At 47.4% G+C, this 15,496-nt stretch carries 11 protein-coding genes and 4 pseudogenes; 1 reads left to right on the top strand and 14 read right to left on the bottom strand.

Annotated features, from left to right (window positions below):
- Positions 1-70 precede the first annotated feature (70 nt).
- The 6 genes from tioA to tcfA form a co-directional block, all read right to left on the bottom strand.
- The gene (tioA, locus tag EOS98_RS17600) at positions 71-688 is read right to left on the bottom strand and encodes a protein TioA (protein ID WP_000241747.1); all 618 of its coding nucleotides are present in this window, start codon (positions 686-688) and stop codon (positions 71-73) included.
- Between the two features lie 139 nt (positions 689-827).
- A complete protein-coding gene (gene tinR, locus EOS98_RS17605; protein ID WP_000141547.1) occupies positions 828-1,283 on the bottom strand; it encodes an Lrp/AsnC family transcriptional regulator TinR in 456 nt (151 codons plus the stop codon).
- A 132-nt stretch (positions 1,284-1,415) separates the two neighbouring features.
- Positions 1,416-2,465 carry a fimbrial protein TcfD gene (gene tcfD / locus EOS98_RS17610; RefSeq protein ID WP_127821187.1) on the bottom strand — a complete coding sequence of 350 codons (1,050 nt, stop codon included), beginning with the start codon at positions 2,463-2,465 and terminating at the stop codon, positions 1,416-1,418.
- A 21-nt stretch (positions 2,466-2,486) separates the two neighbouring features.
- Positions 2,487-5,174: a fimbrial outer membrane usher protein TcfC gene (tcfC, locus tag EOS98_RS17615; RefSeq protein WP_126524253.1), complete on the bottom strand. Its 2,688-nt coding sequence runs from the start codon at positions 5,172-5,174 to the stop codon at positions 2,487-2,489.
- Positions 5,175-5,282: 108 nt separating this feature from the next.
- The gene (tcfB, locus tag EOS98_RS17620) at positions 5,283-5,801 is read right to left on the bottom strand and encodes a fimbrial protein TcfB (RefSeq protein WP_001056552.1); all 519 of its coding nucleotides are present in this window, start codon (positions 5,799-5,801) and stop codon (positions 5,283-5,285) included.
- Between the two features lie 107 nt (positions 5,802-5,908).
- On the bottom strand, positions 5,909-6,619 hold the full coding sequence (gene tcfA / locus EOS98_RS17625; protein ID WP_094897727.1) for a fimbrial chaperone TcfA: 711 nt from the start codon (positions 6,617-6,619) through the stop codon (positions 5,909-5,911).
- Positions 6,620-7,653: 1,034 nt separating this feature from the next.
- On the opposite strand from tcfA, the pseudogene EOS98_RS17635 reads away from it, so the two are divergent.
- Positions 7,654-8,211, top strand: a pseudogene (locus EOS98_RS17635) (ATP-binding protein).
- Positions 8,212-8,275: 64 nt separating this feature from the next.
- On the opposite strand, the pseudogene EOS98_RS17640 reads toward EOS98_RS17635, so the two are convergent.
- The 8 genes and pseudogenes from EOS98_RS17640 to safB form a co-directional block, all read right to left on the bottom strand.
- Positions 8,276-8,437: pseudogene (locus EOS98_RS17640) on the bottom strand (transposase); the annotation flags it as partial.
- A gap of 80 nt (positions 8,438-8,517) precedes the next feature.
- Positions 8,518-8,637 (bottom strand): annotated as a pseudogene (locus EOS98_RS17645) (hypothetical protein); the annotation flags it as partial.
- Between the two features lie 119 nt (positions 8,638-8,756).
- Positions 8,757-9,704 (bottom strand): LysR family transcriptional regulator, encoded by a 948-nt coding sequence (locus EOS98_RS17650; protein WP_126524254.1) that lies wholly within the window; start codon positions 9,702-9,704, stop codon positions 8,757-8,759.
- A 496-nt stretch (positions 9,705-10,200) separates the two neighbouring features.
- Positions 10,201-10,438 (bottom strand): annotated as a pseudogene (locus EOS98_RS17655) (PerC family transcriptional regulator); the annotation flags it as partial.
- Positions 10,439-10,520: 82 nt separating this feature from the next.
- The gene (locus EOS98_RS17660) at positions 10,521-11,342 is read right to left on the bottom strand and encodes a polysaccharide deacetylase family protein (protein ID WP_000119391.1); all 822 of its coding nucleotides are present in this window, start codon (positions 11,340-11,342) and stop codon (positions 10,521-10,523) included.
- Between the two features lie 407 nt (positions 11,343-11,749).
- On the bottom strand, positions 11,750-12,220 hold the full coding sequence (gene afaD, locus EOS98_RS17665) for an AfaD family invasin (protein WP_126524255.1): 471 nt from the start codon (positions 12,218-12,220) through the stop codon (positions 11,750-11,752).
- Positions 12,221-12,241: 21 nt separating this feature from the next.
- On the bottom strand, positions 12,242-14,752 hold the full coding sequence (locus EOS98_RS17670; protein ID WP_126524256.1) for a fimbrial biogenesis outer membrane usher protein: 2,511 nt from the start codon (positions 14,750-14,752) through the stop codon (positions 12,242-12,244).
- 23 nt (positions 14,753-14,775) lie between these two features.
- A complete protein-coding gene (gene safB / locus EOS98_RS17675) occupies positions 14,776-15,492 on the bottom strand; it encodes a pili assembly chaperone SafB (protein ID WP_412072681.1) in 717 nt (238 codons plus the stop codon).
- Positions 15,493-15,496 lie beyond the last annotated feature (4 nt).

Raw genomic sequence — 15,496 nt, forward strand, 5'->3', positions numbered from 1 at the left:
ATAAAAAACAAAACAATAATTAAACAAAAAATAAATAAGATATTTTTGATTCAAATTTTCACTCCTTCTGTTATATACACCAAGTTTCATTTTTTTTATGATCCCGAAAGAAAAAACCGTCATATGACGATGGCCATTGCATTCCATACATGTAATCAACTTCGTTCTGGTACACGGCCCTCTGTTCTACATCATTTATATCCCCGACAAGAATCTTTTGGAACTTATGATAATGATAAACACTACTAATAAAATTAGGATCACGAGGCACTACGCAAGCCTGAAAAAAGAACCCAAGGTTTTTAATTTCACTGGAATAAGAATGTTTACCACAAAAATCAAACCAAACTTCCATACCATAATCTCTGCGACTCCTGATGTACTCGCTCAGAAATTTGTGGTTGTTATTAAAGTCAACAGAAACAGCAAATAACCCGACGCTATTTAATTTACTGATCCTTTCCATATGTATGAGCACAAATTCCCAGGGGATCCTGAGTATATATTTATTTAACCCATATTTATGGTTGAATAAATTAAATGACTTTTGTAACTCTTCAAAAAACATCAATGACTCAATTATGTGGTTTTCGCCTTCTTTCCAGAAGGGTTCAACGAAATAAATATCAGTAACATCATCTGTTTTAATGCGGTTTTTTGTTACATGCACGGGGTGATATTTAACCATGTGATATTCCGCTGTGTTATTCTGTGCCGCTTAATTTCACCACTGCTGATTAAAATCCTTGTTCAACAGCCGCAATCTGCCGTTGTTGTTCCGTAAGAAGGATAATAATGTATTAAATCAGTAAGTACACATCACACTTTCACACTGGCAGTTCGTTTGTTTCCTTTATTTGCTCAAGAACAAAGCTCGATGCAGATCCACTAATTGAAGAATTAGTTAATATTATTTTCTCATAAAAACTATAGTAATCGTTCATATCTGTAAATACTGTATGCATTAAATAATTAAATGATCCAGAAATTCGATAAAAGGCAATAACCTCAGGCATTGACTTTATTTTCTCAGAAATACTAGCGTATTGCTCCTCAGATATGTTAATCATAATAAAGACATTAAGTGAAAGACCTAGTTTTTCTTTATCCAATAAAGCGAACTGACCAATGATAACCCCCCTGTCTTTAAGTTTTTTTAAACGTTTGAAACATGGTGTGGGCGTAAGTCCCACTTTATATGCAAGTTGCCATAAAGTTTGCGCACAATCTTTTTGGATTTCTTTCAATAATTCTTTATCTTTATCATCTAAATACTCAGTCATAGGAAAGCAGAACCTCACGCATTGATTTTCATAAGTGAATAGATTTTCTTTATTAAATAAAACAAGTATATAAAGAGAACTCTGATTTAAAAAACCATATAAGAAAGATATCAATAAAATAAATAATTACTGTCAGGGGGTTTGTGTTCCCATCAGCATTGTCACTGTCAGCGTTCCCTGATACTCACCAGAACGCTTCTCCCTGATGTTAAAGGGTTGTGTTGTCAGGGTAAGGGGCACTGGCACACAACGTACCGTCTGCCGTTGCCCGGGAAGTAGCACCGGACGCGTTGCTGCTTTATCCACGTTATCCAGACTGAACTCCACGCCACGGGTGACAGGAATACTTCGTCCCCCATAATTCATACTGACCGCATAATCAATCGTATCAGCAGAATCGCTCTTTATAACCTGAAATCCCGTACCTGACTTATTGCTTCCTTCTATCTTCATCTGTAATGAACGGGCTTTCACACCTCCGTCATACAGACACATATCCAGATTAGCCCTGCCCGACATTTGTGAGGCATTCAGCCGGTGCAGATTCAGATCCACCCGAGGGGTTGCAGTACCAAACTGCGGAAAGTAAATAGCAGCATTTTCTGCAAAGTGGTCTGTAACGGTCAACGTGATATCCGACATAAGACTACCGATTGGAATGTTAATCCATCCTTCAACCCGCATCCGTAAATGTGCAGTCCATTGCCCAACAGGGAGTTTTCTCCGTTCGCTAGCGGGTATCCATAACTCAAATTCTCTCATTGCGTAGCATCCCCCGCCGGCATCAAAAGCATAACGATTACCACTACAATAACTTTTACGATATCCCTGAAGAGCCAATACTGTTGTTTTACCTGTATTTAAATCTGTAAACATCAACCTGATTGGATTAGCAGGGTTATACCTAGAAGCCCAGTGACCGCTCGTAGTACATGCACCATTGCGGGGATCGCTCTCAGAGAAACAAAGTAATGTCCCCATATCCGCAGGATCGTCAGTAAAATTAATCCAGGTATTATGTAAGATAAACACGTCCTCACCTGGCTGACTGACGTCCTGAGTTTGTTCAATAGGTTTGTTGTAGATATCACTATCTGCCCACACGTTTAATGGCGTTATACCTGTAAGCAACAGAGTCAGCCAACACCACGTCATATTCGTCCACGTCATTTCATTCTTCATACTATCGCCTTTATCTTTATGTCAGGCTTCCTGAACGGAATGGCGCAGCAAACCTGCCACGTTCAGCAAACGGATGACCCGCGGCGATATTTGCAACGCCTGTGGCAGGGCATCCACGCCACTTAATTCACATCGCACATCACCCACTACCAGCATAACATCCCGCCGTTTACGTACTGACAGCGGACAACGCAGGATCCTGTTTTTTGACAGCAGCCACAGGCTGGATTCTTTATGCTCGCTCTGCAGGCTAAATCGCCCGGAAGGTCCCAGCGACGAAAATGGATGGTTCAGTGGCTGTGCGTCCAGCAGCGGTCTGCCATCCTTGTCCAGTACGCGGCCAACGTACAGTCGGCTCATACTGGCGCTGATGTTGTGAACCAGCAGATGCCCGGGTGTCAGGAAGTAACGCCTGCTTCCCCCTCCCGCTTTTACGCCTGCCATCCCCTGTGAACTAACCCCTGCATCCTCAATGGTCACCTCCGTGGCGTTATAGCCTTCCATCAGCAACAGCGACTGCTGACCAAAACCGAGACTGAACGGCTGGCTGCTGCCACGAACGCTGACTACTTTCCCGCTACTGCCCTCGTCCCCCTCTGACTCCACGTTCACCGCCATGCCAGAGGCCGGTTCACCGTCCTGACCACCTCCCCAGAACAGTCCATTACGGGATAACGCCAGAGACGAGCTGTAGCCAGCGGTGAGTGAACTGGCGCTGCCCGCATTACGTTGATGGGAGTTACTGATAGTGGCGCTCAGTTCACCCATACGGCCGCTCATGCGTCCGCCGAGACTCCCGCTCCAGCTGTCGTCGTTATAACCGGAGAAACCCACCGACAGTTCACGATACAGATCCTGCTGCCAGGATCTCACATGGTTCACATTCCAGGACGTCTGTGTTTTTTGATTCCGGCTACTGTGAATATCGGTCCCGGCTGAGGTATACCCATTACTGCCAGTCATTGTCGGTGGTTGAGAGGCATATGACACACTGACACTCATAAACAAGCCATCATCATTCACTCCGTCATTTCGGGTTCGCCATACTCCCCCATGGGTATTAATATTCATGCCAGCCATATTAAGGCTGTACGTTGCACTAGCCTGAGCAGATTCGCGGTGAGAGGCAGGGATGTATGCCTGTCGCCAGAACACATTTTCTTTGTCACTGTTATCATCATATCCCCGGTAAACCGGCCGACCTTCTGTCCTGCTGGTACTGTATCCCAGTAGGGCATACCAGTTCCCCACCGGAACCGACAGGGAGGCGTTCATCGAAGTCTGGCAGGTCATACTGGCATGCACTGACTGTGGATGACGACCACTACAGGCATCACTTTCCGTATGGTTACGCCACAGACTCGCGGAAAATCCGTCGTTGTATGTCACCTGCTCAGTGTTACCGCTCGTGCTGTCTGTCCCATGCAGTATCCCGGCAGAAAGGTCCAGCGTGCCATCCAGCACTGCATGCTGTGAATTCAGTCGGGTTTCACTGTACCAGGCCTCATGTGCCAGAGAGATACCTTCGGTCAGACTGATATTTTTCCGCAGCCCAGTTCGGAATCCGGCAGCCATGACAGTCTCACCGTCATAATGGCTGGCTTTATCCCCGGTATCTTCCAGCCCGCCCTGAATAAACCACTGGGTCTGTGCACTGAAGCTATTGCCCCCCTTACTGAAGGGCTGGGTCTCCGTTCGCCGCAGAATCCCATCCTCATACACCCGCAACGCCAGAGGATAGCTTCCCGGTGGAAGAGAGTGAGTATCCAGGGTATGCATTCCCGGGGTCAGGAACTGACTCCCCAGCAACTCGCTGCCACGATAAATATCAATACGGGCATTTCGGGTAACCTGAACCATAACCGGAGTGGCATTCTGGTCCACCTCATGGTTAACATAAGCTTGGGTGGTCCCGGTTCGTAATCCATCAAACCGGCTCAGGGGAAGCAGACTGAACCCAAAATCCCCCCCCGTGGCGCTGGACAGATTCCGCTGATCCATCCGACCAGCCTGGAGATAATACTGATTGCCGAGATCCTGACGGACAAACAGATTGTCAAACCAGGCCTGACTGTTATTGTAATGTTCTGACTGATTCCAGATAGCCGCCCAGTTGCCTCCCAGATAACGACCGTCACCAAGCCCCAGGGCACCGCTACCATTCAGTGTCATATTACGACTGTGGAGATCATCACTCAGATACAGCGTCTGGCGGTGAATAAATGCGCTGACACCCTCCGGGGTCGGAGTCAGCCAGCGTTTATCACGTCGTTCTTCATCCGGCAACCAGTCCCGGTTAAGAAACAAAGATAACTGACCGTTGTTCTCATCAAAAATAACCGCAACATCCTCTTTATCTGTTGCCACGTAACCACACTCGCTGCTGTCTTTTGCTTCTGAGACACCACAGACCAGATTGCTGTTACGTAGCAACGGACGGCTGAGTGCAGCCAGCGCTTTTTGCCGTTCTGCGACCGGCAACGCGGCAAGCCCACTGCTTTCAAGTACCATCAATGGGGACATGAACTGCACGGTGTCCGGTTTAACCACCACCGGAAATAATCCCAGTGAATGCCCTGGTAGCAACACTTCAATTTGCTCAGTCTGTCCTTCCAGCAGAGATTCAAATCCAGGAGGGGGAATAAGAGTTGCCTGGCTGGTAAAACTGCACAATCCCAGTAAATAATACATCCAGAAATAACGACTCACGTAAAGAGACCTGAATTGCAATGAATAATAAGATCAATACCGGATCCGGTTCAGGTACGAACGGTGACACCCCAAAACCGGATCAGATGAAGAGCTAATAACCGGTTATTAGCCGGCAGTGACAGCCTGTGAAATCACCAGACTGACCAATCCGCTGTATTCACCGGCAGGCAGGTTTTGTAAGGCTGCTCCAGCCTTCTGACCAATATCCAGGTTCAGCAGAGCTGAAGCATCGCCAGTTTTTCCGTCCGGGAACAGGGTTTTAGCTTCCAGTACAGAATTGGTGGTGGTCAGTGACCGTCCTCCCAGAGTCACTTCCATATCAATGGTTTTGGTGGGATCCAGGACGTTGATAAGTTGTGGAGCATTCAACAGTTTTACATTAACCGACTTGGTCTGATCGTTGCTGTAAAGGCGGGTCTGGAGTGATTTATGGACCAGGCCCTTACCCGGCATGAAATCCAGCTTCATAGTCGACGGGAGGGATGAACCATCGGCCTGCAGCAGTTCAAGTGTACTGTCAATATTGGCAGTGACGGTAATATCCTTCTGAACCGCAGAAACAGAAAAAGAATAAACGGTGGCCAATGCCACAGCTGCGGCAATAAAAGATGTTTTCATGTTCATAAAAAATAACCTTGCTTTGTTGTTTATTACAGTGATATATGTACACTCGGTATACATCCGCTCCCCCTGAGAATAAATGTAGGGTATAGCGTACGCTCCGTGTGTTTTTACTTTCCGGCTGCTGTTAAATCAGCAGAGATTACCGGTGAATTTGCACCCGTACGATATTCCACACGAAATGCATTACTTTTTATTCCGGCCGGAATATCAGCACTCCCGCCGGGATAAATACTTTTGCCTATATTCAGCCAGTGGCATGTGGTGTCGCAGTTGCCAGCCCGAATAAGAGAAAGCCGTGTGTTTCCCGTATTCAGCAGGTGGTGACCGTCCGTTACCAGCGCAGGCCTGGGGTCTGACGGAGAAACACGCAGCAACACCCCCCAGACAAGATTCACACTTACGGATGAATTTTGCTTTCCGCCTGCCTGTGGATCATCTTCCAGTTCAGGAACAGCCTCGAAGTATACCCGCCAGGCTTCCTCTCTTTCCGGTGCCTGAGTACTGATAACACGTATTGTTTTTTTTGTTCCCGGGGAAAGAGCAAATTTCTCCGGGGAGACAACAAGTCCTGTCTCTATATCATTCCCTGCTGGTACCTCCTTCTCCTGTGGCATACCGGGGTGTTCAATACGCATGATTCTTGTTCGAATATATTGCACATGATCTGATTTAGAATAGACGAACAGCGAGGTGGCCTCTTCGCGGCTACTATTAATTTCTGCCGCCATGGGATAAACGAGCATATTCGCCCTGGCATGACCACATGCAAACATAGCGACACAGAGAAACACCCCGGGAAGAGTATCTTTAAAATTCATACCAGATTTTACCGTATAAAAGTCATCTAAATTTTAGTATTAGCATAGACAGAAAGTTATCAGCATAAAGAAGCAAATTACGATTCAGTGTTAATACATTTTGTGTGGAGGGCATCATACGGAATAAAATTTTTCGCTCAATACCTCTGTTTTTTTCAGGAAAGAAAAAATTAGTAAATAAAAGTCCACGGATTTCATTCACCAAAAGCGAACGACAGATCTGTAAGAATCGCTGAACAATTAATAACGCCGCAGTAAAAATTTTGGAAATTCTTCATAAGAAAGTTGTTACTGTGTACCTGACTTACTCAGATAAATGGAACTGTATTTCCCCCTCCTTCAAAGCAACAAATACGTAACATAACAACGTAGGAGACAGAGAATCTAAAGAAAGCCCTCCAGGAGGGAGATACAATTCAGACTACAAAACCAAATAAACCTTAAACAAAGCCACAAATAGACTGATCATCATGAGGTTTTACAAAACCAGGTAAAAAAAAGTAAGCAAAGTAATTAATTTAGAAAACTAAAGTTACAGTTAGATCAGATTTACTTGCTCAATATCTGTTAAAAATATGATATCAGCAAACAAAAACTTATATACATCATATGGTTACGCTTGATGTTTACACCTCTCCAGCAAAGTGTAATCAATATAATACACTATTTTTAGATGAAATATTGGTTAAATATTCCATAAACAACAATATAAAACAGAATAATTCACCATGAAAATGTAATTTATCTTTTAAAACATAAAGTTAAAAAAAACACCATTCAAATTGATGCCAGTCCCTTACCTGTCAATGTTGTTTACGGTTCCTTTCCCCCTTTTGTGCGAGTAAGCAACATGAATATACAAGTCTTAACGACCAATGCCTCTGTCAGCCCAAAATAAGTCGACATTCCTGTGCATGGCGCTGCAGCAGGAATAGAACGGCAGACATCAGCGCGGAATGGAATCCCGGCTGAAACAGGCTCGTCTGCCATGAGTCAAAACGCTGGAGCAGTTCGACTTCAGCTTCCAGCCAGGCATCGATCGTAAGGTCGTCCGGGAGTTGGCCGGTCTGGCGTTCGTGGAGCGCTGCGAGAATGTGATCCTGCTGGGGCCCCCGGAGTGGAGAAAACCCACCTGTCCGCTGCCCCCGGTGTGAAAGCGGCAGATGTGGGCCATCGGGTGTTGTTCATGCCGCAGGACAGGTTGGTAGACGCTGATGAAAGCGAAGCTGGAAAACCGCCTGGAGCGCCAGCTACAACAACTGAGCTATGCGCGGGGGCTGATCCTGGACGAAATAGGTTACCTGCCAATGACCAGTGAGGAAGCCAGTCTGTTCTTCCGACTGCTGAACCGACGGTATGAAAAAGCGAGCATTATCCTGACGTCAAACAAAGGCTTCGCAGACTGGGGAGAGATGTTCGGTGATAACGTGCTGGCAACAGCGATCCTGGATCGGCTACTGCATCACTCAACCACACTGAATATCAAAGGAGAAAGTTACCGGCTGAAGGAAAAACGCAAAGTCGGGGCGCTGACCAAAAACGCAACGCCAATCAGTGAAGATGAAATGGCGGAAAGCGGACAGCAGAAGTGATCAAACAGCGGATATTAAAAATAGCGAAAAACGACCATAAATCCTGGCGTTGACATCCTCAAGATTTAATATCAGAAGCTTCCATGCCGCCGTATCCAGACTTCCAGTTGTCCCTGGTGGCTTCAGAAATACCGGCCTCCCGGTAGACATCTTTAACAGTCCGTCCGGATTCAACTGATCTAATCACAGCGATGATCTGGTGCGCAGTAATACGGGCTTTACGCACAGCGATCTCCTGCGTTGGCAGATTGATTATGCCGGATGATCTCTAAATGTGAATGGCTCGATTATGCGGGATACTTACAGTGCAACCTGGCGCCATTTTTCAGTACACTGCAACGTTTCTGGTATGGGCTTAACTTCCGGCTGCCCAAAAACAGCCCCGTCCTGTTTCCGGGTATTATCATTTCCGTCAGTCGGCATCATGTTTTGTATTGGGCATCGTCAAAAGACGACTGGCTGACCAGTCGCATATCTCGATGCCTCAATTCAGTCATCATCATGTGGGTTTAAGTCAGGAACGTATCAAAACCATTCCAAACGGGTTAATCATCATTCAGAAAATCAATTTGTGGGCGATTATTCCATTTATCTTCAATAAAAGACAGAAAGCGTTGAAATAAAGGAGAATAATACTGACGATGACGCCATACAAGATAAATGGGGAGATCTGGAACCCTCCATTCAGGAAGTATAATTTCAAGTTCATTATTTTTTAAGTATTTGGTGGCAAGCCAGGCCGGAGTCATGAGGTTGATACCCTTTCCTTCTAAAACCAAATTAAGAACACTCAAAAGATTATTGGAAGATAAATGAACATTAACAGCGCCACTAATAGTGTATGATTCATCTTGACGGAAAAGAGTAAGAGGTCCGGAAAGACCATGGTTGTGAAGACCCACAATAATGTGATTTTCCAAATCGCCAGGATGTGAGATCCTGCCATATTTTCTGATATATTTCGGACTCGCACAAAGAACCAACTTTAAAGGGCTTATCTTTCGATACACGAGATCCTCACTTTCGATTATGCCACTTTTAAAAACCAGCTCATCAAACTCCAGGGATTTACTAAAAAAATCGCTACGCTCTCGTGAATCCAGGTAGATTTTTGTATCCGAATAGCTAGCTGTAAATTCCCATATCCACTTATTGGCAAGAAACTCACAGACAATAGCCGGAGCCGAAAATTTTATACTCCCTCTGATAATTTTATCCGGATTTCGCAATTCATCCAGCAAGGACTGAAAGGAAGATGTTATCCTTTTCATGCTTGCATAGGCTGTCTGACCAGCTCCAGTCAGTTCTAAGTGATGTGAATCGCGCCGAAGTAAAGTAACCTCAATAGAATTCTCAAGGCGGCTAAGCGATTTACTGACAGCAGAAATGCTAATATCTAATTCCCGTGCAGCCCGGGAAAGATTCCCTACTTCCGCCACTTTAATAAATATCATCCAGTCTCGCATACCACGATTATTGATCAGTTCCATCATTATCTTCCGTTGATAAAAGAAATTCTTATATCAAATGAGCTATCAACGACTTACTGATGCGTCATTGTGTGCCTCAATGTCCTTGATATCATCTTAATAAAAAATCTATTGGCTGCAAAATAGCATCTGAATCGATCATGATTTTGCATCCATCTCCGGTTACTAATTGAACCTGTTTACCACTCAGTGTAAATACCCTATCTCAGAAGTGATCGTCAAGGTTGTCGCCGAACCAGATACCAATAATAAAGTGGTTCATTGTCATGCGCCCGTTCTGCAAAGGCATTCTCCTTTTCTGTGACGCAGTCTGGAGCGCATTAATTGCATCGTTCACCTAACAAAGTATCCCGTGGAAACAAGCAAAACATCGCCAGATTATTCTTACTTGAGTCCCCCCCACCCGGTTCGACATTATTTGTGAAAGCGGAGGAAACAGAACAGACGGTTTAAATAAGACGATTACTCAAAACATAAACCTATGTGCAGGCTCCTCTCATTTCGTCACGTCGCTGATATCCAGCTTTACTGGCGCCAGGGGAAGATATCTGCGCAAGGCAATAATTCCGGCGCAACAACAACCACTCCCGCTGGGCCTCTGTACATTCAAAATCTCCCATGACCAAAAGCCAGCGGGTAGAAGCCCTGCGCCAGTGACCTGCTGCCTCCAGATTCTGCGCAACCGGGTCTATCACGGCCTCCGGTGTTATCTTATTTCTGCTCAAAATCAGCACCATCATTTGGGATATAGCCTACAACCCCTGCCCGCCGATGATGGGGGAGGATTCGGTATGCAGCACTTTCATCCTGGTCTCCGGCTCAGTCAGCTATCCGACGTGCCCCCTTATGCCGGGCCAGCAGCGAAGAAAATCCGGGCGTGGTGTGATAAAACAGACGACGTTTCAGCCAGCCCACATTCTTTCGCTCCTTTGTGTTGATACGACCAATACGCTGTGAACCGATGACTGGATTGTTCATACGCCTTTCTGTGGTATACAGGTATGTGAACCCCAGCTCTTCAGCCACATGAATATAATCAGAACAATACCAGCCCTCAGGCCAGCACAGATGCTGACTGCAGTAACCCAGCATCTCCCTCATCCGCTTACGACTAAGAAGAATATCGACACGAAGCAAATCCGACGGATTACGGGACACAGGTTTCTGGTCCCAGCGTCGGTGGGTGTGCGTGTGCGAGTGAAACTCAACAAGGCCACTGAGGTGCATCTCCCGGACCTCTGACCAGCGCAGCATGACCTCATCAGCCCGGCCTTGTTTAACCAGCATCTGACACTCATCATGAGAGTACACCGGTTCGCCTGCAGGAATACGGACCGGTCCGTCACTGATCAAACTGGTCACAAGAAAGAGATGCGCATGCAGATTAAACTCCTGCAGCACCGGAAAAACCTGCAACCAGTTATCCAGCCAGCCGCCATCAAAGGTCAGCATGACGCTTTTACGAGGCAATCTTGCACCATGATAAAAAGCTTCCACCTCTGCAGCAGTAACGGTTTTCCAGCCAGATTCAGCCAGCCATTTCATCTGCGCCCGGAACGTACGGGGAGATAAGGTTATCTGTCCGGGTTTATCACTGACATGGTGATACATTAATACCGGTAAATGTCGTGCATAAGACATATGCTTTATTCCTTTATGTAAAAAATAAATTATTTTTACGCCTGAGGGGACAAGAAAAAGCCCCCTAAACATAAAATCTTAAATATCACATATGAATACCTGACAGATAAACAAACCTTATACTAAGGGCTTATAAAGCCCCACTCACAAAAGAGTGAATCAAACAAATCCACAAAACAGAAAATAATAAAGGCATCAGTGTCCGTTAAATTATTTTACGAAACATAATATTCCTCTCCCTACAAAAAAAGATGAATTTCAGATTTTAAAATCAATCAGCAATTGATTTTTCTGCAATGAAGATTGCTAACCATATTTGCCTTGAGTAAATTTTCAATACATCCTCGAACCTGATATACAGTATTCGCCTTATTCACTGATACAGGAAGTATGAGTGGAACAGACGGCTACGTATCCTCCTGCGCCAATGCACAGGCCTTAAAATCCAGCGTCCAGGTGTCCGCAGGCACTTCCTGATTGCCATCAACGACCACACTGAAACTGGCGTTATCTGCAGCGGTTCTTAAAATGGCGCCACGACCACTCACCGTATCTGGTTGCCACCCCTCGCCCTCCAGGCGAACCTGAATGTGATGGCGAGGATCCTGTTGCCCGCTCAGCAGCAATACGGTAGGCGTGTTACCCGCCTTTTGCTCATCGCTCCATACCCGAAACCCGCTGTGACTGCCGTGATAAGTCACCCAGCCTTGCGCAAGCACCATCCCATCTGGCACATGCCCGGCCCGAAAGTAAGTCCCTACACGTAGCGTTGTCTGAAGTTTTTCTGCGGCGTTCGCTATCGGCATCAAGCTACTGACAGCGACCAGTAAGCTTACGCTATAGATAACCATTTTCACTCGCTGTATTTTCATCCACATTATTCTCTCCTTCAGAATCGGCTATCTGCAGAGACCGCTCATTTGATACAAGCCCGCGATTCCCTTATGGGCAGGTAGGTGGTAGTTAACCCGACATTGCTGTGCTCCCCATTTCACCGTCAGTTCGCCCTTATCCGCCAGACCAGTGAGATAAACCTGGCTATCAGTATCCACCAGATCAGCACTGCCATCCTGCCCATTGACTGTAACCTGCGCCCCGAAAGGAATGGCGCTACCATCTTCCCGTTTCAGCGTCATCAGTGCCCTGGCCCCGATGCGAGTGTGAAACTTCGCTTCCACCACCGCCCCTTCGGTTGGCACCACGCGCACATCGGTTTGTGTGACCTCTGCGTCATCCGGTAGTCGCGACGGATCGAGGCTGACTGTATTCTCCTGATAGACGTTCAGGTTGCCCACTGTGGTGTCGCCACGAAAATCCGTCTTAACGCCAGGCCAGCCGCCAACTGGCACCCCCGAGGCCCCTGGCGCTTCAACCAGCGCCACTGAGCCTTGCAAAGGTTGCCCCAGCGTCACACCATGATGGTGGATAACTATACCTCCCGCGATATTGACTCCCATCTGGCGCATCGCCCGGCTGTAGCTATAGTCACCACCTAACAGGCCGTAAGCCCCATTCCATGCCAAGTGCAATGCGCTGTTATTACCACCACCTGGCGGGGCATCGGCACGGTAACTCTGACGCACCTCCCAATCCAGTTGCTGACTGAATGCCTCTCCGTTGACCCCCACTTGTTGCGTCTGACCACCGTGTGATGGTGAAGTCATCTGCCAACTAGCACTTACATTATTCCCCGTCCAGCGGCTTAATGGCATACTGAACCACAGGCTGGTTATGTTCTCTTTACGGTGCGCGCCATTGCGCCACAGCGTCCTGTTTTGATTCCAGTTCAATGACAGCGAGCCCCCTCCGATAGAGGTTCCCCAACTCAGTCCGTAGCTGTCATCATGACCGGGGCGATTACGCCAGTCGGTACGGGAACCGGTTAAACTCAGATTGCCCAAATGCCTCCCCCATGACTGACTCAACATCAGGGTGGTACGCGAGCTCGGCTGCAAATTTTCCCGCCACGACCATAGACGGTTACCATCATGTCGATAACTGTCGAGCACATCGGATAGGGTGTTATAGCCCTGCGAGGCATACTGCCATCTCGTCAGAAAAAAATTTGTCCCCGTCGCAGTCAGCTGGTTGCTGTAACGCAGTCGCCAGGAGGCTCCTTGCTGTACCGCCTCCCCCTGACGCTGACTGTGTGTGTCGCTTCCATCGACAGATAAACTCCCCCACCGCCCGAGAGATCCCCCCAAACCAAGCAATGCAGCTTGATAGTGCGTTGCACTCTGTATACCGCCGTATGCAGTGAGATTCCACGGCAGACCATACATCAACGTAGCCTGCGCGATCTGCGCCTTATCCGTTGCAGAGTCTGACGATCGGTATCGGCCCGCCAACAGGCTGTACTTCAAATATCCCTGGTGCAGTGCTATCGCCGGGGTCTGATACGGCACCACAAACATTTGTGTACTGCCATCGGCCTCCCACACGGTGACATGCAGATCACCACTACTGTCTGTTACCGACAGATCCCGCAGTGCAAACGGTCCGGGCGCCACGGTGGTGTTGTAAATGGTGTAACCATTCTGTTTGACCTCCACCCGAGCCTGCGTGCGGGCAATCCCACGCACTACCGGAGCAAACTGCCGCTCACTGTAGGGCACCATGTTGTCATCCGATGCCAACATCACACCGGTAAATGGCACACTATCAAATATCTCCCCCTGCGAAGTCTTTTGCCCCAGAGTCAGACGACTTTTTAGTGAGTACAGTCCACGCTCAGCATAGGTATATGCTGCCTGCCACTTCCCCGACAGTTGACTACTCCGCTGCCAGCTGGTCGCATTGCGGACACGCCACGCACCTATATTGATTCCCGGTTGCAGTTGTACCCAGGAAGAGTTGTCACGCCCCACCATATCCATTTTGTAATCCGTCTGCGTTGTCCTCGCACTGTAGTTCATCAGAAACGCCGGAATACCATCATCCCAAAGATCTTCTGGAGCGATCCCCTTAAATTCCGGACGCAACGCCAACTGCGGAATACTCAGTTGCAGTTGCTGATTATTGATATCCAGTACCGCTTTAGCCTGTGGAATGGCGGTCAGATCCGCACACTCATCTGGGGGCTTTGCTGCTTTCCACAACTGAGGGTAATCTTCCGTTTTTACGCCGTAGCGTGAAAGCTGACTGACCGTCAAACAAGGAGCCAGAAAAGGCGTTCCTTGCCCATCCTTTTCCAATTTGAACACCACATCACGGGTGTCGACACGTTTACCATTCACCATCACGTCCACGCGATAAGTCCCTGGCTGTTGTACCCCCTGGTTAAAGAGCGACATATCAACCCCTTTCGCTGCATCGCCCAACATTGATGCATCGAATGTGTAAGTGTGCGCATTTGCGCAGTGAACCACTCCCGCGATAAACAGTAGCAAGGCAGGATGTTTGAACTTCATATTCTGCCGCTAAGCCCCTGGATTTATTTAAGGACGTAGTGGAACGGATGACTTTCACCACCAAAGTCTGTAATAACGCTCCACTCGATATCACCACGAGTGCCACCTGGCATATTTAGTGTTTTGTCAGCAAAGGGGGGGATATACTCAAACCCTGTAATGGGCTTTCCCCCTACTGTGACGGAGGCTAAATTCATGTAAAACGGGGTGGGGTTCTCCACCTTAAGTTTGTTGCCCGTCTCCACCCATCTTAAATTTCCTGCAACATCTTCCGGCGTCCCCTTCACGGCATCCGGGCGGAAAATCAGCTTATCACAGACGTTGATGGACAAATTGAGGTCAAGGGTCGCGCCCTTAGCCTGTGTATCCGACGGTTCATTTTCGGGTGGTACCGCCTTTACACAGACCCACTGTAAAGTTTCACGATCCGTTGGCATGTCACCACCAGTACGGACAATACGCAGTTGACTCTGCTGGTTCGCTTCTAAACGAAATAGAGGCGGCATCACCAAAAAGGGAGCAGGCGAACTTTTGTCTGCTGCTTTGACTGAAGACTGAACCAAAATAGGGTAATTCTGCGGGTTGCTCACCGAGAGCGTGGCTCCAGCTGTACCAGCGTGATAAATCACCCGTGTAGCCCCCAGCTTCACGCTGAATGATTTAGTGTTTAAATTTAATTTCTGCTCAGAGGCATACACTGGAGGAGTTATAGAATTAGAGACGAATAAAACAGCCGCCATTACA

The organism is Salmonella sp. SSDFZ69 (assembly GCF_004010755.1).
Classification (GTDB): Bacteria; Pseudomonadota; Gammaproteobacteria; order Enterobacterales; family Enterobacteriaceae; genus Salmonella; species Salmonella enterica.